This window comes from Spirillospora sp. NPDC052242 (assembly GCF_040679555.1).
GTDB lineage: Bacteria > Actinomycetota > Actinomycetes > Streptosporangiales > Streptosporangiaceae > Spirillospora.
This window is the reverse complement of sequence record NZ_JBFAUZ010000012.1, coordinates 33,790-59,839: the sequence shown is the minus strand read 5'-3', so window position 1 is coordinate 59,839 and position 26,050 is coordinate 33,790. Positions and strand designations below refer to the sequence as shown.

The 26,050-nt window shown below is 73.9% G+C and carries 19 protein-coding genes; 12 read left to right on the top strand and 7 right to left on the bottom strand.

Features of this window, described 5'->3' with window-relative positions; genetic code table 11:
* Positions 1-10 precede the first annotated feature (10 nt).
* The 4 genes from AB0L25_RS12325 (at position 11) to fdh (ending at position 7,339) form a co-directional block, all read left to right on the top strand.
* Positions 11-1,207 carry a hypothetical protein gene (locus AB0L25_RS12325; RefSeq protein ID WP_500171303.1) on the top strand — a complete coding sequence of 399 codons (1,197 nt, stop codon included), beginning with the start codon at positions 11-13 and terminating at the stop codon, positions 1,205-1,207.
* A 90-nt stretch (positions 1,208-1,297) separates the two neighbouring features.
* Positions 1,298-2,068, top strand: coding sequence for an SCO6745 family protein (locus AB0L25_RS12320; protein ID WP_500171301.1), 771 nt, complete (start codon positions 1,298-1,300; stop codon positions 2,066-2,068).
* A gap of 142 nt (positions 2,069-2,210) precedes the next feature.
* A complete protein-coding gene (locus tag AB0L25_RS12315; protein ID WP_500171299.1) occupies positions 2,211-3,965 on the top strand; it encodes a hypothetical protein in 1,755 nt (584 codons plus the stop codon).
* A gap of 122 nt (positions 3,966-4,087) precedes the next feature.
* Positions 4,088-7,339, top strand: coding sequence for a formate dehydrogenase (gene fdh, locus AB0L25_RS12310; RefSeq protein WP_500171298.1), 3,252 nt, complete (start codon positions 4,088-4,090; stop codon positions 7,337-7,339).
* A gap of 9 nt (positions 7,340-7,348) precedes the next feature.
* Here fdh and selD read toward each other — a convergent pair whose 3' ends face one another.
* The 3 genes from selD to selA are packed head-to-tail and all read right to left on the bottom strand — an operon-like array spanning position 7,349 to position 11,405.
* Positions 7,349-8,350, bottom strand: a complete 1,002-nt coding sequence (selD, locus tag AB0L25_RS12305) for a selenide, water dikinase SelD (protein WP_500171296.1) — start codon at positions 8,348-8,350, stop codon at positions 7,349-7,351.
* A complete protein-coding gene (locus tag AB0L25_RS12300) occupies positions 8,347-10,107 on the bottom strand; it encodes a SelB domain-containing protein (RefSeq protein WP_500171294.1) in 1,761 nt (586 codons plus the stop codon). The genes selD and AB0L25_RS12300 overlap by 4 nt, the downstream gene beginning before the upstream one ends.
* Positions 10,107-11,405, bottom strand: coding sequence for an L-seryl-tRNA(Sec) selenium transferase (gene selA, locus AB0L25_RS12295; RefSeq protein ID WP_500171292.1), 1,299 nt, complete (start codon positions 11,403-11,405; stop codon positions 10,107-10,109). The genes AB0L25_RS12300 and selA overlap by 1 nt, the downstream gene beginning before the upstream one ends.
* A 239-nt stretch (positions 11,406-11,644) precedes the next feature.
* On the opposite strand from selA, the gene AB0L25_RS12290 reads away from it, so the two are divergent.
* The gene (locus AB0L25_RS12290; protein WP_500171290.1) at positions 11,645-12,877 is read left to right on the top strand and encodes a PucR family transcriptional regulator; all 1,233 of its coding nucleotides are present in this window, start codon (positions 11,645-11,647) and stop codon (positions 12,875-12,877) included.
* 3 nt (positions 12,878-12,880) lie between these two features.
* Here AB0L25_RS12290 and AB0L25_RS12285 read toward each other — a convergent pair whose 3' ends face one another.
* From AB0L25_RS12285 to AB0L25_RS12275, 3 genes are all read right to left on the bottom strand, one after another.
* Positions 12,881-14,635: a fatty acyl-AMP ligase gene (locus tag AB0L25_RS12285; protein ID WP_500171288.1), complete on the bottom strand. Its 1,755-nt coding sequence runs from the start codon at positions 14,633-14,635 to the stop codon at positions 12,881-12,883.
* Between the two features lie 33 nt (positions 14,636-14,668).
* Positions 14,669-15,616 carry an acyl-CoA desaturase gene (locus tag AB0L25_RS12280; RefSeq protein ID WP_500171286.1) on the bottom strand — a complete coding sequence of 316 codons (948 nt, stop codon included), beginning with the start codon at positions 15,614-15,616 and terminating at the stop codon, positions 14,669-14,671.
* Positions 15,617-15,694: 78 nt separating this feature from the next.
* Positions 15,695-16,975 (bottom strand): lipase family protein, encoded by a 1,281-nt coding sequence (locus AB0L25_RS12275; RefSeq protein ID WP_500171285.1) that lies wholly within the window; start codon positions 16,973-16,975, stop codon positions 15,695-15,697.
* Between the two features lie 186 nt (positions 16,976-17,161).
* Between AB0L25_RS12275 and AB0L25_RS12270 the strand changes: the two genes are divergently transcribed.
* The gene (locus AB0L25_RS12270) at positions 17,162-18,322 is read left to right on the top strand and encodes an MFS transporter (protein WP_500171283.1); all 1,161 of its coding nucleotides are present in this window, start codon (positions 17,162-17,164) and stop codon (positions 18,320-18,322) included.
* Here AB0L25_RS12270 and AB0L25_RS12265 read toward each other — a convergent pair whose 3' ends face one another.
* Positions 18,323-19,060, bottom strand: a complete 738-nt coding sequence (locus AB0L25_RS12265; protein WP_500171281.1) for a hypothetical protein — start codon at positions 19,058-19,060, stop codon at positions 18,323-18,325.
* 167 nt (positions 19,061-19,227) lie between these two features.
* On the opposite strand from AB0L25_RS12265, the gene AB0L25_RS12260 reads away from it, so the two are divergent.
* The 6 genes from AB0L25_RS12260 (at position 19,228) to AB0L25_RS12235 (ending at position 25,900) form a co-directional block, all read left to right on the top strand.
* Entirely contained in the window at positions 19,228-20,679 is a 1,452-nt protein-coding gene (locus AB0L25_RS12260; protein WP_500171279.1) for a carbon-nitrogen hydrolase family protein, read from the top strand.
* A gap of 158 nt (positions 20,680-20,837) precedes the next feature.
* Positions 20,838-22,565: an ExeM/NucH family extracellular endonuclease gene (locus tag AB0L25_RS12255; protein ID WP_500171277.1), complete on the top strand. Its 1,728-nt coding sequence runs from the start codon at positions 20,838-20,840 to the stop codon at positions 22,563-22,565.
* A gap of 118 nt (positions 22,566-22,683) precedes the next feature.
* Complete coding sequence (locus tag AB0L25_RS12250; protein ID WP_500171275.1) at positions 22,684-22,995, top strand: hypothetical protein; 312 nt, start codon at positions 22,684-22,686, stop codon at positions 22,993-22,995.
* Positions 22,996-23,058: 63 nt separating this feature from the next.
* Positions 23,059-24,036 carry an LLM class flavin-dependent oxidoreductase gene (locus AB0L25_RS12245; protein WP_500171273.1) on the top strand — a complete coding sequence of 326 codons (978 nt, stop codon included), beginning with the start codon at positions 23,059-23,061 and terminating at the stop codon, positions 24,034-24,036.
* A gap of 46 nt (positions 24,037-24,082) precedes the next feature.
* A complete protein-coding gene (locus tag AB0L25_RS12240) occupies positions 24,083-25,069 on the top strand; it encodes a hypothetical protein (RefSeq protein WP_500171272.1) in 987 nt (328 codons plus the stop codon).
* 45 nt (positions 25,070-25,114) lie between these two features.
* Positions 25,115-25,900: a hypothetical protein gene (locus AB0L25_RS12235; protein WP_500171271.1), complete on the top strand. Its 786-nt coding sequence runs from the start codon at positions 25,115-25,117 to the stop codon at positions 25,898-25,900.
* The last annotated feature ends 150 nt before the right edge of the window (positions 25,901-26,050 follow it).

Here is a 26,050-nt window from a genome sequence, read left to right as displayed (position 1 = left end):
GGTGAGCCTGGTGGCCTTCAACCCGCTCGAACACCGCGGCATCCCGCTCGACGAGCAGCTGCGCAACTGGGGTCAGCTCGACGTCGCGCCCGTCGACCCCGACCACGCCGATCCCTACACCAAGTGCCGCATCATCACGATGAACGGCATCGAGGTGGAGGCGATCATGTTCAGCCACCACTTCAACCGCGTGTGCCCCGACCCCGAGGTCAAGCAGAAGCTCGCGCACGTCCGCTACATGGAGCAGCAGCAGCAGAAGACCGTCAACTGGCTGCTGCCCGGCCAGGCGTCCGTCCTCGAGACGACCCTGTCCTACGAGCAGGTCGCCGTCGACCTCACCGGCTGGGTCGCGCGGATGGAGCCCGACCCCTACCTCAAGCAGGCGTACGAGTTCGGGCTGCTGGAGGACTTCGACCACCTCTACCGGTACGCGAACCTGTACGAGATGATCGAGCACCGCCGGGCGGAGAAGATCGTCGACCAGCTCACCGAGGTGATGCCGGGACGTCCCGGCCCGCTGCAGCACCGGCACCCGATGGACAACGTCCGCGAGCCCTACGACCGGGAGACGGCCGCGCCGCTGTCGAAGCTGCACGCGCTGACCATCATGTCGGCCGAGCAGCAGACGATGAACTTCTACATGAACGTCGGCCCCATGTACATGGAGCCGATCGCCCGCCAGCTCTACCAGGAGATCGGCCTGGTGGAGGAGGAGCACGTCACGCACTACGAGTCGCTGGTCGACCCGGGCGAGACCTGGTGGGAGCGGCTCGTCAACCACGAGTACAACGAGTGCTACCTCTACTACTCGTTCATGCAGACCGAGACCGACCCGCGGGTCAAGAACATCTGGGAGCTCCACCTGAACATGGAGCTGGAGCACCTGCACATCGCGTGCGACCTGATGCGGCGGCACGACGGCCGCGACCCCGAGAGCATCCTGGCGCCCGCGCTGCCCGAGCCGGTCCGGTTCGAGCCGAACAAGGAGTACGTCCGGGAGGTCCTGGCGACCCAGATCGACTGGACGACGCTGGGCACCGGCTACGTCCAGGAGGCGCACCGTCGGTTCGAGGAGTGGCAGGCCAAGATCAACGCCGAGCGGCCGCCGCAGCAGCGCGTCATCGACGAGCACATCGACAAGTACGGCGAGGAGTACCGCCTGGAGACCGAGGGCCCGCACCCGGTCGAGCGGCTGCGCCTCGGGTAGCTCCCGGACGGGCCGTAGCCGACGGGTGCTCCGTCCCGGTACCCTCCCCAACCGAAGACCATTCGGTTTCTTGTGGGAAGGGTGCCGCGCGTGGGCGAACCGACCGTTACCGACCTCGACCGGACCGTGCCGACCGTCGACAAGAACGTCCACGACGTCGGCGCGGCCTGGATGCTCGACCGGGTCACCGGCGAGCGCGGCAAGGAGGCCGGGTACGACAACCCGTTCGCGTGGTACTTCGCCGGGCGCGGCGGTGTGCTGGGCGACGTCGACGCGAGCGTGGTGTGCGCCGCGTTCGGCTGGTTCGAGCCCGGCGCCGTCCGGCTCTTCTGGGAGCAGGGGGTGGCCGTCGCGGGCGCCCGCGAGGCCGCCCGCCGGTACGGCCGCGCCTGCGCGCGGTGGGGCGAGGACCACCTGTCCGGTCTCGACGCCGCGGCGGTCGAACGGCTCACCGAGCTGGCCGGGCGGGTCATCGATACCGCCGACGGCTCCGGCCTGCCGCTGTTCGCCGGATGGCGCGCCGAGGCGACCGCGGCCGGCGGGCCCGCCCGGCTGATGCAGCTGATCAACGTCCTGCGCGAGTGGCGCGGCGCCGTGCACCTGTGCGCGACGACCGCCGCCGGGCTCGCCCCGCTGGACGCCGTCCTCGCGCAGGGCGGACCCGCCCGGGCGCGGTTCGTCGGCTGGCTCGACGTCGCCGACGACGCGGCCGCCGACGCGTCCGCCGTCGCCCGCCGCGCGGAGGCCGAGGCCGCGACGAACCGGGTGACGGCGGCCGTGTACGGGCGCGCGCTGACGCCGTCCGAGTTCGCCGAGTACGCCGAGCTCGTCGAGAGGGTGCGCGCGGTCGCGCTGGACTGAGCCCCCGGCCGGCCCCGGCACCACGGAATTTGGCGGGCGCGGATAACCGGCGGGCGGCGAATCATCCGCCGGAGGACTATCCCCGGCGGGCGGCGGCGTTCATTGTCGACTCATCGACCGGTCCTCCCCCGAGGAGAGCGTGATGAGGCCGAGCCCCGGCACGGGACGCGCCGCCCGTACCCCGTCCCTGCGGAGCCGCGCGGCGGCGGCCCTCGCCGCGGCGGCGCTCGCCGCCGGCGTCCTGTCCGCCCCGCCCGCGACCGCCCGCGCCGCCGACCGGACCGAGACGCCCGTCGCGTCCAGCTCGCCGGTCACCGACGTCGAGGAGTCGGTGGTGCGGGTCCGGGTGCCGCTGCCGGAGTCGGCCGGGCCGCGCCCCGAGCAGTGCGACTGGCTGTCGTACCTGCGGTACCGGCACGCGGACGGCCCGGCGGACTCGGCGGACGCGGACCGGGTCCTCGTCGCGCAACCGGGCATCTTCGCGGGCGCCGGGTCGTTCGACGGGCTCGCGCGCAACACCGTCCGCAAGGCGGCCGAGAACGGCGACCACATCGAGTTCTGGGCGCTCGACCGGCGGTCCAACTGCCTGGAGGACCGCACCGGGATCCGGGCGGGGCTCGCGGCCGGGGACGTCCACCTCGCCGTCGACTACTACTACCGGCAGAAGAAGGTCGACGGCCGGAAGTTCGCCGGGTACCGGACGAACGAGCAGGTGGAGTGGCTCCAGCACGTCGGGCTGGAGCGGACCGTCCGCGACCAGTACGACCTCCTCGTGCGGGAGCTGCCGGACCCGGCACTCCGCAAGCGGAAGGTGATGTGCGGCGGGCACTCGCTCGGCGGCGTCCTGACCGCCTACTTCGCGATGTGGGACTTCGACGGCGACCGCGCCACCACCGCCGACGCCGGGTACGAGCAGTGCGCCGGGTACTTCGCGCTCGACACCCGCATCGACACCGGCATCCTCGGGATGGAGGGGTTCCCGGCGGACATGGTGCCGCTCGTCGAGTTCGGCGCCGGGGTCGTCCGGCTCGGGCTGGCGGCCGGGATCGTCCCGCGCGCGCTGTCGGCGCCCGCCGTCGTCAACACCGAGACGATGAACCTCCTCGCGATCGCGGGCCTCGCCGCGCGGCTCGACCCCGAGGGCGTCTCCGACCTCGCGACCTACGTCCCGTCCTCGTTCAACACCGACACCACCTACCGGCTGCTGTTCGCCGAGGACTACCCGACGTTCGCCGCCGGCTCCCCGACCGTCCGCGACTTCCGGTTCACCAACGCGGCGGCGCTCGGCGGGCTGCTGGACGACAACTCGCAGCCGCTCGCGTTCATGCAGGCCAGCGTCGGGTTCTGGGACGGCGGAAAGATCGTCGACAAGGAGTTCCCGGCGCCGAACAACCTGGACGAGCTGGGCCTCGGCGGGCTCTCGGCGCTGCTCGGCACCGACCGCAAGGCGATCCCCGACACCCCGCACGGCCCGCTGTACACGTGGCGGAACTTCGACCTCGTCGGCGCCCCCGACGATCCCGGGTACAGGTCGAAGCACGGCGGGCCGTTCACGACGGCCGCCAAGGAGGTCACCGACATCGCGCAGCTCGCCCGCAGCCTGTCCGAGCACCCGCTCGACTTCACCGAGCACTACTTCCCCACGAAGCTGATCACCGACATCGCGCTCGCGGACGCCCCGGGCATCGCCGGCGACGCCGTCCACACCGGCGGGATCGACGCGAACCCGACGCTGAACCTGCAGGCCGGGGACGGGCTCGGCGCTCGCGACCCGCGGCCGGGCGACGTCGTCGCGCCGGGCTACCAGCACCTGGACGTCCTCACCGCGGCCGCCGTCCAGAACGGCGGGCGGCCGGAGCCGATCTCGCAGCACCTCGCGGTGTTCGCGGGGAGATGACCGGAGAGGCGGGCACGGTGGTCAGCGGGCCGGTGGTCAGCGGGCCGGTGTTTAGCGGGCGCGGGCCGGGTAGGTGACGCTGCGTCCGGGTGGCTCCGGGAGAGCGAGAGGCGGTGTGCGGCATGGGCGTCCGGCAGTGGATCGGCGCGTGGCCCGTCTACCGCCAGTTCTCCGACGGCGACCCGCTCGGGCGCGGCGCGGCCGTCAAGAGCGCGGCGACCGCGGACCTGAAGCCGCGGACCGGCACCGCGGAGAAGGTCGTGAAGTCGGTCTGCCCGTACTGCGCCGTCGGCTGCGGCCAGGACGTGTACGTCCGGGACGGCGAGGTCACGCAGATCGAGGGCGACCCCGACTCGCCCGTCAGCCGGGGCCGGCTGTGCCCGAAGGGCTCGGCCAGCCTGCAGCTCACCACCGGGTCGGCGCGCGAGCACAAGGTCCTGTACCGGCGCCCGCACGGCACCGGGTGGGAGGAGCTCGACCTCGACGTCGCGATGGACATGATCGCCGACCGGGTGATCGAGGCGCGGCGGCACGGCTGGCAGTGGGAGCAGGACGGCCTGCGGGTGCGGCGCACGCTGGGCGTCGCGAGCCTCGGCGGCGCCACGCTCGACAACGAGGAGAACTACCTGATCAAGAAGCTGTTCACCGCGCTCGGCGCGGTGCAGATCGAGAATCAGGCGCGCGTTTGACACTCCTCCACCGTTCCCGGTCTGGGAACCTCGTTCGGACGCGGCGGCGCGACCACCTTCCAGCAGGACCTGCAGAACGCCGACTGCATCGTCATCCAGGGCTCGAACATGGCCGAGTGCCATCCGGTCGGGTTCCAGTGGGTGATGGAGGCGAAGGCGCGCGGCGCGAAGGTCGTCCACGTCGACCCGCGGTTCACGCGGACGAGCGCGCTCGCGGACGTCCACGTCCCGCTGCGCGCCGGAAGCGACATCGCGTTCCTCGGCGGGATCGTCAACTACGTCCTGCAGAACGACGCGTACTTCCATGACTACGTCCTGAACTACAGCAACGCGCCGGTGATCCTGAGCGAGGACTTCCGCGACACCGAGGACCTCGACGGCGTGTTCTCCGGTCTCGACCCGGAGCACCGCAGCTACGACCTGTCGAGCTGGCAGTACGAGGGCATGCAGGTGCAGGCGGCGTCCGGGCAGCGGGACCAGGCGTACGAGGCGCACCGGCGGGCGGTGGCGGACTCCGGGCGCGGCGAGACCGCCGGGTCGGGCGGCCCCGGCATCGGCGAGGGCGACCCGGAGCGCGACCCGACGCTCCAGGACCCCCGGTGCGTGTTCCAGGTGCTCAAGCGGCACTTCTCCCGGTACACCCCGGAGATGGTGGAGCGCATCACCGGCGTCCCCGCCGACCGGTTCCTGGAGGTGTGCCGGCTCGTCGCCGACAACTCGGGCCGGGACCGGACGACCGCGTTCGCCTACGCCGTCGGCTGGACGCAGCACACGGTGGGCGTCCAGTACATCCGGACGGCGGCGATCCTGCAGACGCTCCTCGGCAACATCGGCCGCCCCGGCGGCGGGATCCTGGCGTTGCGGGGGCACGCCTCGATCCAGGGCTCCACCGACATCCCGACCCTGTTCAACCTGCTGCCCGGGTACATCCCGATGCCGCACGCGCACCCGGGCCTGGACCTGGACCGGTTCGTCGAGGGCGAGTCGGCGAAGAAGGGCTTCTGGGGCGAGATGCGGGCGTACTTCGTGAGCCTGCTGAAGTCCTACTGGGGCGACGCCGCCACCGAGGACAACGACTACCGCTTCGACTACCTGCCGCGGCTCACCGGCTCGCACAGCACGTACGAGACGGCGATGGCGCAGATCGACGGCGTCTGCAAGGGCTACTTCCTGATGGGCGAGAACCCGGCCGTCGGGTCCGCCAACGCGAAGGTGCAGCGCCTCGGCATGGCGAACCTCGATTGGCTCGTCGTCCGCGACTTCTCGCTGATCGAGTCGGCGACGTGGTGGAAGGACGGCCCGGAGATCGAGACCGGGGAGCTGCGCACCGAGGACATCGGCACCGAGGTGTTCTTCCTGCCAGCCGCCGCGCACACCGAGAAGGACGGCAGCTTCACCAACACCCAGCGCATGCTGCAGTGGCACCACAAGGCCGTCGACCCGGCCGGCGACGCCCGCAGCGACCTGTGGTTCATGTACCACCTGGGCCGCATCATCCGGGAGAAGCTCGCCGGCTCCACCGACGAGATGGACCGGCCCGTCCTCGACCTCACCTGGGACTACCCGACGCACGGCGCCCTCGACGAGCCCGACGCCGAAGCCGTCCTCGCCGAGATCAACGGGTACGACGGCGAGGGGAACCCGATCTCCTCGTACACGCAGCTCAAAGACGACGGGTCCACCTCCTGCGGCTGCTGGATCTACGCGGGCTGCCGCGCGGACGGCGTCAACCAGACGGCCCGCCGCAAGCCCGGCCGCGACCAGAGCTGGGTCGCGCCCGAATGGGGCTGGGCGTGGCCGATGAACCGCCGGATCCTGTACAACCGGGCGTCCGCCGACCCGGACGGCAACCCGTGGAGCGAACGCAAGGCGCTCGTCTGGTGGGACCCGGGCGAGGGGAAGTGGACGGGCCACGACGTGCCGGACTTCGCCGCCGGCAAGGCCCCCGACTTCGAGCCGGAGCACGGCTCGACCGGCCCCGCCGCGCTCGCGGGCAACGACCCGTTCATCATGCAGGCCGACGGCAAGGCGTGGCTGTTCGCCCCGGCGGGCCTCGTCGACGGCCCCCTGCCGGCGCACTACGAGCCGCAGGAATCGCCGTTCGCGAACCCGCTGTACGCCCAGCAGCACAACCCCGTCCGGCACGTGCTGCGGCCGCACCCGGCGAACCGGTACCAGCCGAGCGGCGGCGAGCCGGGCGCAGACGTGTTCCCGTACGTGGTGACGACGTACCGCCTCACCGAGCACCACACGGCGGGCGGCATGTCCCGGTGGCAGCCCTACCTGGCCGAACTCCAGCCCGAGTTCTTCTGCGAGGTCTCGCCGGAGCTGGCCGCCGAACGGAACCTGCGGCACGGCGGCTGGGCGACGATCGTGAACGGACGCAACGCCGTCGAGGCGCGCGTCCTCGTCACCGACCGGATGAGGCCCCTCGTCGTCGACGGGCGGCCCCTGCACCAGATCGGCCTCCCCTACCACTGGGGCCCGAACGGCTACAGCACCGGCGACGCCGCGAACGAGCTCCTGCACCTCTCCCTGGACCCGAACACCCACATCCAGGAGGCGAAGGCCCTCGCCTGCGACATCCGGCCCGGCCGCCGCCCCCGCGGCGCCGCGCTCCTCGACCTCGTCCGCGACTACCAGCGGCGCGCGGGCATCACGGACGAGACGGGGACCGCGGTCTAGCGGACCGGTTCAGCGGACGACGATCGCGTGGTCGGCGGCGGGGACCAGTTCGCCGATGACGGGATGTCCCGGGACCTCGCCGGCGACGAGGAGGCCGCCGGAGGTCTGGGCGTCGGCCAGCAGCAGGCGGGTCTCCTCGCCGGCGGCGCCAAAGTCGGTGCGCGGCGCGACCCAGTCGAGGTTGCGGCGGGTGCCGCCGCTGACGAACCCGTCCCGGACGGCCGCCCGCGCGCCGTCCAGGTACGGGACGGCCGCCGCGTCGACGACGGCGGTGACGCCGGACGCGCGGGCGAGCTTGTAGAGGTGCCCGAGCAGGCCGAAGCCGGTGACGTCCGTCGCGCAGCGGGCGCCCGCGGCGAGCGCGGCGGCGGACGCGTCCCGGTTCAGCTCCGTCATCGCCGCGACGGCCTGCGGGAACGCCTCGCCCGTCGCCTTGTGCCGGTTGTTGAGGACGCCGACGCCGAGCGGCTTGGTGAGGGTGAGCGGCAGCCCGGGGGCGCCGGTGTCGTTGCGCAGCAGCCGGTCCGGGTCGGCGACGCCCGTCACGGCCATCCCGTACTTGGGCTCGGGGTCGTCGACGCTGTGCCCGCCGCCGACATGGCAGCCCGCGAGCGCCGCGACGTCGCGGCCGCCGCGCAGCACCTCCCGCGCGAGGTCGAACGGCAGGACGTCCCGGGGCCAGGCCAGCAGGTTGACGGCGACGAGCGGGCGGCCGCCGACGGCGTACACGTCCGAGAGGGCGTTCGCGGCGGCGACGCGCCCCCAGTCGTACGGGTCGTCCACGACGGGCGTGAAGAAGTCGGCGGTGGCGACGACCGCGTCCGGGGAGCCGGGCATCCGGACGACGGCGGCGTCGTCGCCGGTGTCGAGCCCGACGAGCAGTTCCCCGTTCGGGTCCCGGGGCGCGGCGGTCAGCCCGGCGACGACGTCCTCGAGCTCGCCGGGCGGGATCTTGCAGGCGCAGCCGCCGCCGTGCGCGTACTGCGTGAGGCGTTCGGCGGTGACGGTCATGGTGCCCCCTCGGTGTCGCGGCAGCGTCGGCGCCGGTCGTCCACGCGGACGGTGTACCCGCGGGCGTCCAGGTGCTCCAGCAGCGGGACGGCCGTGCGGCGGGTGGTGCCGAGCGCGCGGCGGGCCTCGCTGAGCGTGAACGGCGGGTCGAGTTCGGCGAGCCGGGCGGCGGCACGGGCGTCGTCGCCGGGCAGCAGCACGAGCCCGTCGCCGATCTTGAGCAGGGCGCCCGCGGCGGCGGCCGCGGCGAGCAGCCGCGGGGTGAGGCCGAGCTCGGCGAGCCGGTTCGCGTCGGGCGCCCGGAACGGGGCGGCGGCGAGGTCGCGGCGGACCGCGTCCACCGCCGCGCGGACGTCCGGCGGCAGTTCGGGGGCCTTCGCGTAGAGGCGGCCGTCGCGGCTGCGCAGCCCGTCCGCGAGGGCGTCGACGAGCGCGCGGTCGGGCAGGCCGAGGGCGCGGCGGGCGGCGTCGGCGGGCAGCCCGGGGTCGGCGGGGCGGCGGCGGGCGTGCTCCGCGACGGCCGCGACGAGGCGGCGCCGCAGGTCGGCCCAGTGCCCGGGGTCGGCGAGCCAGTCGCCGGCGACGGGCTCGCACGGCGCCGGGACGCCCATGGCGACCAGTTCCGCGCGCCGCACCAGCCCGCGGCGGCGCAGCTCGGCGGCGCCGTCCGGCCGTCCGGTCCGCCCGGCCAGGTCCCGGGCGCGGGCCGCGGCGGCGCCGCGCCGGACGAACGGGGGCGGGCGGACGTCCAGGACCGTGATCCCCGCGGCGACCCGGTGCCGCCCGGGGTCGCGCAGCAGCGCGGCGTCGCCGACGCGCAGCGGCAGCGCCCGCCGCAGCTTCAGCCGCGCGGTGTCGGCGCCGAGCGGCCGGACGTGCACGGGCACGGCGGCCGATCCGGCGTGCAAGGTGAGCCGGGGCGGCAGGTCGGCGGCCGGGTCGCCGCGCAGCCGCACGTCGACGACGTCCGCGGTGAGCCACCGGCCGGGGGTGAGCAGCGCCTCGCCGCGCCCGATCTCGCCGCCGCCGTGCAGGTTGACGGCGACGCGCGCGACGGCGCCGACCTCGCGCCGGTCCTCCTTGAGGGACTGCAGGCCCCGCACCCGGAACGTCCCGCCGGGCCCCGCGAGCCGGTCGCCGACGCGGATCGCGCCCGCGCCGAGGGTGCCGGTCACGACCGTTCCCCGGCCCCGCACGGTGAACACCCGGTCGGTCCACAGCCGCACGTCGGCGTCCCGGTCGGGCGCCGGGAGCCCCGCGACGAGTCGTCCGAGCGCCGCCCGCAGCGCGTCCAGCCCGGCGCCGGTCGCGCCGCTGACCTCGACGGCCTCGACCCACCCGAGGGACGTCGCGGCGACGCGGTCGAGCGCGTCCTCGCGGGTGCGCCGGACGGCCGCGGCGTCGGCGAGGTCGCACCGGGTGACGGCGAGCAGCCCGTGCCGCACGCCGAGCGCGTCCAGCACGGCGAGGTGCTCCGCCGACTGCCGCTGCCAGCCCTGGTCGGCGGCGACGACGAACAGCACCGCGGGCACCGGCCCGACGCCCGCGAGCATGGTCGTGACGAGCCGCTCGTGGCCCGGCACGTCGACGAACGCGATCGCGCCCCCGTCCGGCGCCGCCGTCCACACGAACCCCAGCTCGATCGTCAGGCCGCGCCGCCGCTCCTCCGCGAGCCGATCGGGCTCCATCCCGGTCAGCGCCCGCACCAGCGTCGACTTCCCATGATCGACATGCCCCGCGGTAGCGACGACGTGCATCACTCGGCCGCCGCCCGGACGGCGCGGGCGAGGGCGGCGTCGTCTTCCGGGGGGACGGCGCGCAGGTCCAGCAGGCAGCGGTCGTGCTCGACGCGGGCCATCACCGCCGGGTCGCCGCGGCGGAGGCGGGCGGCGCAGGGCGCGGGCAGGGACACGGCGGCGCTGGGCAGCGCGACGCCGGGCGCGCCGCCGCCGCCGACCGCGGCCTCGCTGGCGACGGCGGCGGCGTCGATCCCGTGCTCGGTCAGCGCGGCGGCGAGCTTCTCGGCGCGTTCCCGCAGCTCGGACGGGTCCGCGTGCAGGGCCCGCGCGGTGGGGGTGGCGGGGCCGCGGAGGGTGGCCTCGAGCGCCGCGAGGGTCATCTTGCCGACGCGGAGCGCGCGGGCGAGGGGGTGCCGGGCGAGCGCGCGCACGAGGTCCGCGCGGCCGAGGACGATGCCGCACTGCGGGCCGCCGAGGAGCTTGTCGCCGCTGGCGGTGACGAGGCCCGCGCCCGCGGCGAGGGCCGTCTGCGCGTCGGGTTCGTCCGGGAGGAGCGGTTCGGGGGCGAGGAGGCCGGAGCCGATGTCGGCGACGACGGGCACGCCGAGGCCGGCCAGTTCGGCGATGCCGGCCGAGCGGGTGAAGCCGGTGATCCGGAAGTTCGACGGGTGGATCTTGAGGATGAAGCCGGTGTCGGGGCCGACGGCCGCCGCGTAGTCGTCCGGGGACGTGCGGTTCGTGGTGCCGACCTCGCGGAGCCGGGCGCCGGTCGCGGCGAGGAGGTCGGGGATGCGGAAGCCGTCGCCGATCTCGACCAGCTCGCCGCGGCTGACGATGATCTCGCGGGTGCCCGCGAGCGCGGTGGCGGCGAGGACGAGCGCGGCGGCGCCGTTGCCGACGACGTGCGCGGCCTCGGCGGCGGGCACGCGCCCGGCCAGCGCGTCGAGGGCGCCGCGGCCGCGGCGGGCGCGGGCGCCGGTGGCGAGGTCGAGCTCGACGTCGGTGACGCCGGAGGCGGCGGCGACGGCGTCGCGGGCGGCCCGCGAGAGGGGCGCGCGGCCGAGGTTGGTGTGCAGCAGCACGCCGGTCGCGTTGATCACCGGGCGGAGCGCGGACGCGGTCGGCGGCAGCGTCGCGGCGGCCTCGTCGGCGACCGCGGCGGGCGGGATCTCGCCCGCGCGGGCCCGCGCCTGGGCGGCGACGACCGCCTCCTTCACCGGCCCGCGCCCGAGGCGCCGGGCGGCCGCGGCGAGCCGCGGGTCGGCGAGCACGGCGTCCGTCCGGGGGATGCGCCGCCGCCCGTCCTGGTCGTGCATGCGCGGGCCCTCCTTCACCGGCCGGTGCTCTACCCGCGATCTTGACGGGCAAACGGCACCGGATATGCCGGTGTTTCCTGTGCAATTCACCCAAAATTGGACGGGCCTGTGTTTCCACGTCGCGAAAAACGCTCGCCCCCGGAGCAAGTCGCCGGAAGTGTTGTCATCGCGGTGAGTGTCGCCGGTGACACACTCTGCCTAGCCTGGCGGCCCGGGTTTGTGCTCACGGAGGTGCCCCTGTGACCGAGCTTGCCGAACGGCCCGCCGCCGACGACCTGTCGGACCAGCCCTGGCGCGACATCCCCCGCGAGGAGGCCGACTGGCTCCGCCCCCACCTGCCCGCGCTGGGCGACGCCATGGTCGAGGGGATCCTGCGGAACGTCCCCGAGTACGCCCGCCTCGAAGACCCCGTCTACGTGGAGGTCGTCCGGAAAACGACCGCGCGCGGAATGGAGCACTTCGTCCGGCTCATCGCCGACCCCGACGCGTCGTGGAAGGAACTCCACCAGCTCTATTTCGACATCGGCTACGGCGAGGCCGTGGAAGGGCGCGGGCTGGAGCACTTCCAGAACGCGCTGCGGGTCGCGTCGCGGACGGCCTGGCGGTACCTGTCGCGGGAGGCCGACCGGCTGAAGAAGCCGCGGGAGCTCGCCATCCGGCTGACCGAGGCGAACTTCGCGTACCTCGACCTGCTCGCGTCGGCCGCCGCGCAGGGGTACGCGCGGGCGCGGGAGAAGGCGGCGGGCGAGCGGGAGCAGCGGCGGGCGCGGCTGCTGAGCCTGCTGCTGTCGGACCCGCCCGCCCCGCGCGAGGTGATCGTCGAGCAGGCCGCCCTCGCCGGCTGGCCGCTGCCCGAACGGATCGCGGTGCTCGTGCTCGACACCCGTCCCGGCCACGGCGGCGAGGGCCCGCGCGGGCTGCCGCCCGCACTGCTGTCCGGGCTCGACCGGGGCCGCACCTGCCTCGTGGTGCCCGACCCGGACCGGCCCGGCGGCATCGACCGGCTCACCGCGCCGCTGCGGGACTGGACGGGCGCGGCGGGGCCGTCGGTGCCGCTCGAGCAGGCCGGGGTGTCGCTGCACTGGGCGCACCGGACCCTCGACCTGCTCCCGGACTGCCCGAAGACGCGGGACGGCGGGCTGCTGCACGCCGACCGGCACCTGCCGGAACTGCTGCTGCAGGAGGGCCGGACGCTCGCGGAGGCGGCCGCCCGGCGCCGGCTCGCGCCCCTGGCCGACGCCGGGCCGCACCGCGGCGCCCGGCTCGCGCGGACCCTCCTCGAATGCCTCAAGCACGGGTTCAACGCGACCGACGCCGCGGACGCCCTGCGCGTGCACCCGCAGACCGTCCGGTACCGGATGGCGCAGCTCCACGAGATGTTCGACTTCGACATCGAGGACCCGGAGCTGCGCCTGGAGCTGATGCTCCTGCTCCCCGTCTGGCTGCTGGGCGCCGACGGGGAGCGGGCGTGACCGTCAGCCGGTCCCGCCGGTCGCGGTGCGCGGCAGCGTCCCCTCCAGGTACGCCTGCCGGCACGCCGAACGCGCGATCTTGCCGCTGCTGGTGCGGAGCAGGCCGCCCGGCTCGATCAGGACGAAGTCATGCACCCGCAGGTCGTGGTCCTTCTTCACGGCCGCCCGGACGGCCCGCGCGACGTCCTCGGCGTCCAGCAGGGCGATCGGGACGCGCCGGTTCCGCTCGGCGATCACCACGAGGCCCTCGGTGTCGCCGGTGTCGACCGCGACCGCGCACGTGTACTCGCGCCGGATCGCCTTGTGCGCGGTCGACACCGTGTACTCGACGTCCTGCGGGTAGTGGTTGCGGCCGTCGACGATGACGAGGTCCTTGATGCGGCCCGTGACGTACAGCTCGCCGCCGTGCCGGACGCCGAGGTCGCCGGTCCGCAGCCACGGGCCGCGCGGCACGTCCCCGACCGTGCCGGACAGCTCGGCCTGGAACGTCTCCCTCGTCGCCTCGGGGCGCCCCCAGTAGCCCGCGGCGACGTTCGGGCCGTGCACCCAGATCTCGCCGACCGTCCCGTCCGGCTGCCGCACGCCGGTCTCCGGGTCCGCGATCACGACGTGCTGGCCGTAGGACGTGCCGCAGGCGAGCAGCTGGATCGCGCCGGGCGCGTCCGCGGCGCACGGGTCGGCGACGCCGCGCCGCAGCGCCTCGTGGTCGAACGCGGTGCGCGTCGGCTCCTGGAACCGGGACGACGCCGACACGTACACGGTCGCCTCCGCGAGGCCGTAGGCGCACACCTGCGCCTCCTTGCGGAGCCCGCAGTCCTTGAACGCCTCGTAGAAGCCGGTGAGGGTGCTCTCCCGGATCGGCTCCGCGCCGTTCATGAACACCTGGACGCCGCTGAGGTCGAGGTTCGCCTTCTCCTCCTCGGTGACCTGCGCGGTGAGGTACTCGTAGGCGAAGTTCGGGCCGCCGGTGAACGCGTGGTCCTGCCCGCTCAGCAGCTCCAGCCAGCGGACGGGCCGCATGATGAACGCGACCGGGTCCATGATCACGCCCGGGTTCCCGTACACCAGCGGCAGCGCGACCGTCGTCACCAGGCCCATGTCGTGGAACACCGGCAGCCAGTTCACGCCGGTCGACTCGCGCGGGATGCCCTCGAACGTGCGCCACAGCTGCTCGGCGTTCGTCGCGAAGTTCCCGTGCGTGATGATCACCCCGGCCGGGGTGCGGGTCGAGCCGGACGTGTACTGCAGGTAGGCGACGTCGTCGGGGTCGATCGGCTCGGGCGTCCAGTCGAGCGACGCGTCGACCTCGTCGGCGACGACGATCTCCGCGGGGCGCACGCCGTCGCCGTCCAGGAACGTCCGGACGGCCGGCAGCGCGGCGCTCGTGGTGACGACGACGTCGGGCTCGGCGTCGTCGTAGACGGCGCGGAGCCGGTCGCCGTGGCCGGGCAGGTCCGGCGAGAACAGCGGGACGCCGATGACGCGGGCGTACATCGCGCCGAGGAACCCGGCGACGTAGTGGTGGTCCTGCGGGGCGAGGAGCGCGACGCGGCGTCCGGGCTCGGCCGCGCGGCGGATCGCGGCGGCGAGCGCGCGCGCCCGCCGGTCGAGTTCGCCCCACGTGAGGTCGGTGGCGACGCCGTCCGGGTCGGACATGTAGTCCATGAACGTGTAGGCGCGGTCGTCGGGGAAGTCCTTGGCGAACCGGGCGAGCCGCTCGATCAGCGGCGTCCGGTCGAGGGCGGGAAGATCGCTCATGGTGAGGCTCCTGGGATCACGGGACACGCGGGGTCACGGGGAGACGCGGCGGGCGGCGAGGCGTTCCTGGTCGGGCCAGCGGACGTCCCAGACCCAGCCGAGCCGCTCGAAGATCCAGATCACGCGGGCGCTGATGTCGATCTGGCCCTTCAGCACGCCGTGCCGCGCGCACGTCGGGTCGGCGTGGTGCAGGTTGTGCCACGACTCGCCGAACGACGGGATCGCCAGCCACCACACGTTGCGGGCCTTGTCGCGGGTCTTGAAGTCCGTCTTGCCGAACACGTGGCAGATGGAGTTGATGGAGAAGGTGATGTGGTCGCCGGCGAACACGCGCAGCAGCCCCGCCCAGAACGTCGCCGTGATCGCGCCGTGCCACGACCAGGTGAGCAGCCCGCCGAGCGCGAACGGCACCGCGAACGTCGACAGCACGATGAGCGCGTACACGGGGTCGAGCGACAGGAACCGGATGTCCTTGTCCTTCAGCAGGTCGGGGCAGTACTTGCTGCGGGACGTCCGGTCCTTGCTGAACAGCCAGCCCATGTGCGCGTGGTAAAGGCCCTTGGTGAGCCCCCACACGCCCGGCCCGTACAGCCACGGCGAGTGGGGGTCGCCCTCCTGGTCGGCGTACTTGTGGTGGCGGCGATGGTCGGCGACCCACCGGACCACCGACCCCTGCATCGCCTGCCCGCCCAGGATCGCGAGCGCGATCCGCAGCCACCGCTTCGCCTTGAACCCGCCGTGCGTGAAGTGCCGGTGGTACCCGACCGTCACGCCGATCGCGTTCAGCGGGTAGAGGAAGGCGAAGATCGCGACGTCCGTCCAGCCGATGCCCCAGCCCCACAGGAACGGGATCGCGCCCAGCACCCCGGCGATCGGGCCGATCACGAACACCGCGATCGCGATCCGCTCGGGCCACGGGACCGTTCCGGATATGTCCGGCTGCGGGGTTCTGTTGCCGGCCTCGGCGACACCCGCTGTCATGTCAATGTTCTCCTTGACCTGGATGGATCCCCGGAGGCCGGGCCCCGGTTCGTCCGGCGGCCCGGCCTCCGGGACGGATCAGCAGTTGCCCTCGGCGGGCTTGCCCTCGAAACGGTCGTCCAGGAAGTTCGTCACGTCCCCGGCGGCGAGCCAGTCGGTCGTCAGGTGCTCGGCCGGGTACGTGTACTTCCAGGTCGTGTTGACGCCCGCGTCGCAGTAGGCCTTCCGCGTGGCGTCCTCGGTCTCGTGCGGGATGATCTCCTCGAGCCAGCCGCGGTACTGGAACACCGGGAAGCCGATCTCGTACCGGGCGCCCGAGCCGGGCGTCCCGATGCCCTCGCCGAGCCGCTGCCGGTCGACGATCTCGCCCCAGGTCGCCCCGCCGGGGCCGCGCAGCCCGTAGATCTCCTCGAGCGACAGGCCGTCGGTGGAGAAGTTCTCGACCTTCGCGCCCAGGAACACCGCGAGCGTCCCGAACAGGCAGTGCGACCGGACGTCCCGGATCGCCTTCTCGCCCTTCTCGTTCATCAGCTCGGTGAACGGCATCTCCGGGTACGCGGCGTTCAGGCCGACGAGCGCGTCCGCGAGGAACCCGGCGAACAGGCTGCCGTTGAGCGCCTTCGCGGTCACCTTCAGGTCGCCCGGCACGCCCCCGGCCGCGGCGCCCACGACGTCCAGCTCGGGCGCGTAGGACGACGCGAGCTGCGCCCCCCACAGCGACGCGGCCCCGCCCTCCGAGTAGCCGGAGATGCCGACCTTCCCGTCGGCCCGCAGTCCGCCGCCGGGGATCTGCCGCGACGCGCGCACGATGTCGAGCAGCGCGTGCCCGGCGTTCGCGCCGACCATGTACGTGTGGACCTGCCCGTCGAGGTACCCGACGCCGTCGGTCGCGGCGATCGCGTGCCCCTCCTTCAGGAACAGCGCGAGGTTCCCGCCCTCGTACATGTCGACGTACCGGCCCGCGAGCTGCTTGGAGAACGCGCACTGCGGCCCGGAGCCGAGGGTGCCGGGGTTGAACGCGACCGTCGGGCGCGAACCGCCCTTCGTCCACTCCGCCTCCGGCACCGCGACCGTCCCGGTGACGACGTTCTTGTTCCCCTTGACGTCCGTCGAGACGTAGCGGACCTTCCACGCCTTCATCGGGATGTCGCCGGGGATGTTCGTCAGCACCGCCTCCCGGCACGCCAGCAGGTCGCCCGCGTTCCCCTGGACGGCCGCCGGCGGCGCGGCGTAGATCTCCTCGTCGGTGGCGCCGCACCCGGCCGGCGCGGCTGCCGCGGCGGGCGCCGCCGCGGCGCCGGGCACCGTCAGCGCGGCGGCACCGAGCACCGCGGCGGTGAACAGGGTCCGTAGTCGCATCCTCACTCCAGGGGGGTGGGCCAGGAAAGTGAATGCAGCCGACTGTGTCCCACGAGGCCCGCGAGGAAAATGAAGTCTTCTCACATGGTCGGGCGCCGCTCTTAGCAACGGACTCAACAAACCGGGAGCGCTCCCCCTCGCACCCAGCGGCGATTCCGGTCGTCCGGGTCTTCTAACGTCGGTGTAATGAGCGAAGCCCTCCGACACTCCGATCCCGCCCCCGACCTGCGCCCCCGGCTGGTCGGACGGCACCTGGCGCTGGTGTTCGCCGCCACGCTGACCTCCCTCACCGGCTTCTTCCTGCTGATGTCGGTGGTGCCGATGTACGCGCGGTCCGGCGGCGCGGGCGAGGTCGGCGCGGGGCTGGCGACCGGGACGCTGATGCTGACGACGGTGCTCGCCGAACTGGGGCTGCCCCGGCTGATCCGGCGGTTCGGGCACCGGGCGGTGCTCGCGGTCGGGCTCGTCCTGCTCGGGGCGCCGTCGCTCGTGCTGCCCGCGTCGGACGGCATGCCGATGATCGTCGCGGTGAGCCTGGTGCGGGGGCTCGGCTTCGCGGTCGCGGTGGTGGTGACGGGCGCGATGGCGGCGGCGCTCGTCCCGCCGGAGCGGCGCGGCGAGGGGCTCGGGCTGTACGGGATCATGACGGGCGCGCCGTCGGTGCTGGCGCTGCCGCTCGGGGTGTGGCTCGCGGAGCGGGTCGGGTACGCGCCGGTGTTCGTCGCGGGCGCGGTGCTCTCGCTGGCCGCGCTGGCCGTGCTGCCCGGCCTGCCCGGACGGACGGGCACGGGCGGGGCGGACGAGCCCGCGTTCGGCATCGCGGCCGGGCTGCGCTCGGCGGTGCTGGTGCTCCCCGCGCTCGCGTTCGGCGCGACGTCGATGGCGTCGGGCGTCCTCGTCACGTTCCTGCCCGCGGTCACCGGCCTCGCGGCGGGCGCGCTGCTGGTGCAGGCGGGCACGACGACGTTCACCCGCTGGTGGGCCGGGCGGGTCGGGGACCGGCACGGGGCCGGACGGCTGCTGCTCCCGGCGGTCGCGGTCGCCGGGGCGGGCGTGGCGCTGCTGGTGCTCGCCCCGAACCCGGCCGCGGTGTTCCCCGCGATGGTGCTGTTCGGAGCCGGTTTCGGGGTGGCGCAGAACGCGAGCCTGGCGATGATGTACGAGCGGGTGCCGCTGTCGGGCTACGGGACGGTGAGCGCCATCTGGAACATCGGCTTCGACGGGGGCATGGGGGTCGGCGGCGCGGCGTTCGGGGTCGCCGCCGACCGGGCGGGCCACGCGGCCGCGTTCGCCATGACGGCCGTGCTGATCTTCCTCGTGCTGCCGCTGGCGCGGCGCCGCGGCTGATCAGCCGCGGCGGGGGCGTTCGCGCGACGGTCCCGGCCGGTCGGGAAGCGGATGGCCGGGGACCGGCTGGTCGGGGCCCGGCTCGCGGCGGCGCTCGTGCAGGTCGGGGTCGGACGACCGGACGACCGGACGCTCGGCGCGCGGGGTCTCGGCGCGCGGCTCGCCGGGCTCCTCGGGCAGGAGGCCGGACGTCTCGAGGTACTCGCGCCCGCGCGGGGTGATCTCCCAGGAGTTGCGGCGCCACTCCTTGCGCTTCCAGACGACGCCGGCCGACAGCAGCTTGCGGCCGACGCGGCTGATCTCGGTCTCGTCGGTGCCGAGCTCGGCGGCGAGCTGCTGGTTCGACATGCCGCGGCGGCGGCAGACGGCGACGAGGAAGCGGGCCGCGTGCCCGTCGGGCTGCAGGGCGAGCTGCAGGCCGGACGGGAGCCGGCGCAGCGCCCAGTGCACGACGTCGATGAGGCCGAGGATGCGGCCGCGCTGCTCGCGCTGCGCGCCGTCGAGCGCGTCGACGTCGAGGTAGTGCCGGTGCAGCCACTGCAGGCCGTCCTGTACCTCCACGAGCGCGGGCTCGTCGGCGGTCAGCGACGCGTCGGTGATCAGCATGCCGAGCGCGCTGAAGTGCCCGTCGCTGATGACCTTGGCGTGCTCCATGGTCTCGATGAGACGCCGCGCCTCGGTGCGGCGGTCGCGGGTGCGCCCGGCCGGCGGCGAGGTCGGCTCTGCCCTCAGGTTCACGGCTGCTCCTGGGTCGATGAAGTGGCCGTACCCCTCAAGGGTGCGCCGATGCCAAATGATTGTCAAGTGAAGACTGTATCCGATGCCACGGAACGCGGGTGCCCCTCCGGTTAGCATCGAGTTACCGCCAGATGTCGCCGCTCGTTGATTTCCCCCGGAGGGTGCTCATGCAGGATCAGTTGGGGGCTCCCGCCTACCCGGCCGCACCAGCTGATCTCTTCGTCAGGCTCTACGACTCGGTGTCCGACGACGTTTTCCAGTCCTGGACGGCCACCCGCTGGTACGACGATCCCGAGGTGCGGGCCGCGGCGGACGCCGTCGCCGAGACCGTCCTCGAGGACGGGGAGCTCGCCCCGGAGGAGACCGCGCGGATCGTCCGCGAGCACGGCGACGGCGGACGGTTCGCGCTGCTGCTCGGGCTCGACGCGGCGCTCGCGCACGCCAGCCCGTACTCGCCGTACTACGACGCGCCCGCGCTCGCCGGGACGCTCGTGAACTACCTGACCGAGGGGCGGCTCAACGGGCCGGAGACGGAGGGCGCGCTGCTCCCCCGCTGCGCGTTCCCCGGACGGCCGCGCGGGCGGCGCACGAAGGCGGAGTTCTTCGGCGTGCACCGGGTCCCGAAGGCCGAGTGGGACAAGATCGACCACACGATCCTGCCGTCGGTGCACGACCCGCACTTCAGCCGCGACGAACCGGTCGCCGTGGGCTGCGCCCCGGTGCTGGAGACGTTCGACGACGTGGAGATCACGTTCGAGGAGAAGCACGGGATGACCGTGTACCGGCTGCGCCCCATGGACACCGCGGGGATCCGCAGCCGGATCAAGACGATCATCCGGCGGCTGGACGAGTCGGGCGCGCGGCTCGCGGTGATGCCGGAGTCGTCGCTGTCGGACTCGCTGCTGGAGCACTGGAAGGAGGTCGCGTTCGACACGGCCGGACGCGACCGGGAGCGGCACCCGCTGCGGTTCCTGCTGGTCGGCACCGGCCCGCTCGGCGGCGACGACCCGCCGCCGAACCGCGCGGTGCTGATCGACCGGTGGACGGGCCAGGAGCTGCTCGTCCAGGACAAGCTGTCCGGGTTCACGCTGGACGCGGCGCAGATGCGGCTGTGGCGGCTGCGGAACGCGCCGGAGGACGGGACGGCCGAGGAGTACTCGCGGCCGGGGGCGCGGATCAGCGTGCTCGACTCGTCGCTCGGCCGGCTGGCGGTGCTGATCTGCGAGGATCTCAGCCGCTCGATCGGGTGGGAGCGGGAGCTACTGTCCTGCGGCGTCTCGCACCTGCTCGTGCCGATCTTCTCCAAGCCGATCCTGCAGTTCCGGTGGGAGCAGCAGGGCGCGGAGCGGCAGGTCATCGGCCTCGGCACCTGGGTGACGGTGGCCAACAGCCTCGCGGTCGGCGCCGCGATCCCCGACGACGAGCTGCCCGGCCCCCGGTACACGTGCCTGGTGGCGGGCCCGGCGAGCCTCGACCGCGCCGCCTACGCGACCGAGCTGCAGTTCGGCGCGGCCGGGACGGGCGCCGAGCTGGGCCGGCTGCGCACGTCGGCGCTGCCCCGGGTGCTGCCGGGCGCCGCGTACGACGCGTGGCACGGCCACTGGCCGAACGGGAAGTGACCGTCACCCGACGGTGAAGGGACCGCGGCCGGGTCAAACCGGGAGCGATCGGCGTTTCGCCCCACGTGGCACACCAATCACGGCAATCCATTACAAGTTGGTAGAGCGTTAACGAACCGGTCCCCGGCGGGCGGCGGGCCCGCCTTACGCTCCCGCCCATGCGCCGATCAGCAGCAGCACGCCCGGCGGCGGTCCTCGCCGCCGCCGCCGTGACGGCCGGTCTCGTCACCGGCCTCGCCCCGGCCGCCGCGGCGGCTCCCGCGGCCTGTGCCGTCCCCGCCGACCACGAGATCGCGGCGGTGCAGGGCACCGGCGACGCCTCCCCGCTCGCGGGCCGGACCGTCCGCGTCGAGGGCGTCGTCACCGCCGACTTCCAGCGGTCCGACCGGCTCCGCGGCTTCTTCGTGCAGGACCCGACGCCCGACGACGACCCGCGCACCTCCGACGGGATCTTCGTGTACTCGACGCGGGACGTGGACGTCCGCGACCGGGTGCTCGTCACCGGGAAGGTCGTCGAGTACCACGGCCTGACGGAGCTGTCGCCGGTGTCGGCCGTGGACGTGTGCGGCACCGCCCCCGCGATCGCGCCGGACAACGTGCGGCTGCCGCTGGAGGACGGCGCGAAGCCGGAGCAGTTCGAGGGGGTCCTGCTGCGGTTCCGGGGCGAGATGGTCGCGAGCGAGACCTACGACCTCGCCCGGTACGGGGAGATCACGGTCGCCGAGGGCGGGCGGCTGTTCCAGCCGACCGACGGCCACGACGACTCCTCGCAGGCGGAGAACGACGCCCGCCGCCTGCTCGTCGACGACGCCTCGAACGTCCAGAACCCGGACACCGTCCCCTACACCGCCGACGGGCGCGTCGTGCGGCTCGGCGACGTCACCGAGGGCCTCACGGGCGTCCTGTCGTACGGGTTCGACTCCTACCGGCTGCAGCCGACCCGCAGCCCGCACTTCGCGCGCGCCAACCCCCGGCCGGACGAGCCGGAGCCGGTCGGCGGGGACGTGCGGGTCGCGAGCTTCAACACGCTCAACTGGTTCACCACGCTCGACCGGCGGGGCGCGAACACGGTCGCCGAGCGCGACCGGCAGCTCGCCAAGCTCGTCGCGGCGCTCCGCGGCCTGGACGCCGACGTCGTCGGGCTCATGGAGGTCGAGAACAACGGCGACACCGCGCTGAAGGCGCTCGTGGACGCGCTGAACGCCGCGTCCGCCGAGGCGGGGGCCGGCCGGACGTACGCGTGGACGGCGCACCCGTACCCCGGCACGGACGAGATCAAGGTCGCGTTCATCTACGACAAGGCGACGGTGACGCCGGTCGGCGCGCCGCGCTCGTCGCGCGACGACGTGCTCGACCGTCCGCCGCTCGTCCAGGCGTTCCGTCCGGCGGCGGGCGGCGCGGCGTTCACCGCGATCGTGAACCACTTCAAGTCGAAGGGCTGCGGCGGCGCGTCCGGTCCCGACGCGGACCAGGGCGACGGGCAGAGCTGCTACAACGCGCGCCGGGTGGAGCAGGCGACAGCGATCGCGGAGCTGGCGAAGGCCGCGGAGAACCCGCTCGTCCTCGGCGACCTGAACGCGTACGCGGCGGAGGACCCGATCGAGGTGCTCGAGGACGCGGGCCTGACCAGCCAGACGAAGCGGTTCGTCGACGACGAGGACCGCTACAGCTACGTCTACATGGGCCAGTCCGGCGAGCTCGACCACATGCTCGCGGGCCCGGCGCTGTCGCGGCGCGTGACGGGCGCGACGATCTGGCACGTCAACAGCGACGAGCCGCGCTTCCTCGACTACAACACCGAGTACAACCCGGCCGAGTTCTACCGGCCGGACGCGTTCCGCTCGTCCGACCACGACCCGCTGCTGATCGGCCTCGATCTGCGCTGATCCAACGGCCGACCGAAAAGGCGAATGGGGGCCGGGCCGAATGGGCCCGGCCCCTTTTCCGTCTCGCATTCCGGACGTACGATTCCCGAATCGCTTTCTAGTGATGGGAACGCGCGCCATGACAGCAGCAGCAGCTCCCCGCTCGGCCGCCCTCGCCCCGGCGGCTCCCCGTCTCGCGTTCGGCATCGGCCCCGACGGCGCCTACACCCGCTTCGGGCAGACGGTCGCCTTCGTCCTCGGCCTCCTGACGATGTTCGCCTTCCTCCCCCTGCTCTTCGTCTCCGCCCTCCTGTACGCCCGCGCCGAGGAACGGTTCGCGGACGATCCCGAGCGCGCGCGCACACTCGTGAACTGGTCGTGGCTCGCCATCACCGTGCCCGTGGTCATCGGCGCGGTGACCGCGGTCGTCGTGGCGGCCGTCACGGCCTGAGCGGAGGCCCGACCGGGAAGACGCCGGGCTCCGGGCGGGTTGTCACTGTTCATGACCGTCCGTTTGTCTGTTCTCGATCTCGCCCCCGTCGTCAGCGGCTCCACCTCCGCGGATGCGCTGCGCAACACCCTGGACCTGGCCCGGCGCGCCGAGCGGCTCGGCTTCCACCGGTACTGGCTCGCCGAGCACCACGCGATGCCGGGCATCGCCAGCTCGGCGACGGCGGTGCTGATCGGGCAGGTCGCGGCGGCGACGTCGGCGATGCGCGTCGGCTCGGGCGGCATCATGCTGCCGAACCACGCCCCGATGGTGGTGGCGGAGCAGTTCGGCACCCTCGAGGCCCTCTTTCCCGGCCGCATCGACCTCGGCCTCGGCCGGGCCCCCGGCACCGACCAGGCCACCGCGCGCGCCCTGCGCCGCTCCCCCGACTCCCTGTCGGTGGACGACTTCCCCGAGCAGGTCATCGAGCTGCGGAACTACTTCGACGACAAGAGCACGGTGACGCCGGCGGCCGGGAACGAGCCGCCCATCTGGCTGCTGGGGTCCAGCGGCTACAGCGCGAAGCTCGCGGGCCTGCTGGGCCTGCCGTTCGCGTTCGCGCACCACTTCAGCGCCGAGAACACGATCCCCGCGCTGTCCCTGTACCGCGAGTCGTTCCGCCCCGGCGCCCTGGAGCAGCCGTACTCGATGATCGGGGTCGGCGTCACGGCGGCCGAGTCGGACGAGCGGGCCCGCGAGCTCGCGGCGCCGCAGGCGCTGTCGTTCCTGCGGCTGCGGCAGGGGAACCCGGGCCCGCTGCCGAGCCCGGAGGAGACGGCCGCCCACCCGTACACGCCGCTGGAGCGCCAGATCGTCCAGTCCCGGATGGCGGACCAGGTGATCGGCGGGCCGGAGAGCGTCCGGCGGCAACTGGACGAGCTGGTCGCGCGGACGGGCGTGGACGAGGTCATGGTCGTCACGCAGGTGTTCGACCACGCCGACCGGCTGAAGTCGTACGACATCCTCGCCGAGCTGTACCCGGCGTCGCTCGAACCGCGCTGACGGGCGCGGTCGACCGGCCGGGAGAAGTCGTCTAACTTCGATCATCATGGACTCGGCCGGCCCCCCGGACTCGGTGACCGTCGACGTCGCGGACGTCCACGCACGGCAGCTGGTCGTCGGCATGGCGGTCGCGGGCTTCTTCGGCGTCGTCGCGATCGCCGCCGCGGTCACCGGCGGCGTCGACGGCGGCACGGGCGCCCGCGTGGCGGCGTTCCTGATCGGCGCCGTGTTCTCGCTGATCGGCGTCCTCCCCCTGCTGATGTGGCGGGTCGCGTTCCGGCGCCGCCGGCTGGTGCTCGACGCGTCCGGGATGCGCTGGGACGACCCGGACGGGAGCCCGTGGGCGGTGCGGTGGGCGGAGCTGTCGCGCGTGCGCCTGAGCAGTCCGGAGCCCGACACCGGCGCGCCGCGGGTGGCGTCCGCGGTGAACCTCCTGCTGTACCCGGCGGACCCGGAGTTCCGCGACGCCCACCCGGAGATGGAGCATCTGGCCGTCGCGGAGGCGGGCGCCCCGGGCGTCGCCTACCGCCTGCCGTTCGGCCACGCCCACCGGGTCGTCGGCCCGATCGACGACGGACTCGCCCGGTTCGCGCCCGGGATGTACCGCACCCCGGGCACGCGGGTCCCCGTCCCCCGACGCCCGCGGGCGGTGACGGCCGGCGTGTCGCTCCTCGCGCTCTGCTGGTCCGCCGCGATGACGGCCGCCGTCCTCGACGACGCCTCCACCCGGACCGTCGCGATGGGCGCCCTCTGGACGGCGGCGTTCACGCTGTGGCTCGCCCGCATCTGGCTGGGCGGCCCGCTCGCCACCGGCCAGATGGCCAGGTTCGCCCCGCTCCTCGGCGCGGTCCTGTTCCTCGGCGTCCTCCTCATCGCCGCCGCGGGTTACAGCGGCGGCCATCCCCCCGACCCGGGCGAGGACTGGGTGATCCTGCTCCTCCTGCTGCCCGGCGCCGCCGTCTTCACCGCCGGGCGCCTGCTCGCCCGCGCGGACGTCCGCGAATGGTCCAAGGCCCGCGGGCAGGGCCGCTGATCGAGGGGTGTACCGGCCGTTGGCGCTGATCTATCGTTCGGCCGCATGCCCGGCGATGTCCGTCCCGCCCGCGACGCGGTGTCACTCCGCATCGGCAGCCTCCGCACCCGATTCCTGGCCACGACCGGCGCGGTGTTCTTCGTGCTCGGCGTCTACGTGATCTTCTACGCCGCCGTCGGCGACGGGATGGAGGGCTCCCGGGACGTCTCGATCCTGTTCGGGGCGGCGTCCGTCCTGCTCGGGCTCTTCCCGCTGCCGCTGTGGTGGCGGGTGATCCGGCCGCGCAGGCTGGTGTTCGACGCCGCCGGGCTGCACCGGGTCGATCCGCAGGGGATCCCGTGGACGGTCGAGTGGCGGGAGCTCGACGGCGCGCTGAGGGCGTTCGCCCCCGGCGTCTACCGGCCCAAGGGACGCCCGGTGCCCGCGGGACGCGCCCGTCCGGTGAAGGTCGCGGCGAGCGTGGTGTTCCTCGCGGTCTTCTGGGTCGTCGCCATGGTCTACACCGCGCTGGAGACCGGCGACCTCGGCGGAGCGGCGATCGCGGTCGTGTGGGTGCTGGCCGTGGCGGCGTGGCTGGTCCGCGTCTGGGCGGGCGGCCCGACGGCGATCACGTTCATGGTCAACGCCTGCACGGCCCTCGGAGGCATCCTGCTGGCGGCGTCCGTCCTCTTCGGCCTCATGTTCTTCTCCGACGACAACGGCGACGTGCGCGACACGCTCGTCATGGTCGGACGCATGGTGCTCGGGGGGCTCGCGCTGCTCGTCCCGGGTCGGCTGCTCGCGCGGGCGGACGTCCGGGAGTGGTCCGCGGACCGGCACCGGGTCGGCTGACCGCGCGCGAAGGCCGCCGACCCGCCCAAGCGGGGGCCGGCGGCCTTCGCGTACGTCCCGGAGGCGGCCCGAGCACTCCGGTCACGGGCGAGAACTCCGGCTCGCGAACCTCTCGGCCCGACTGCCCATGCGCCGAATCTAGGCCGCGCC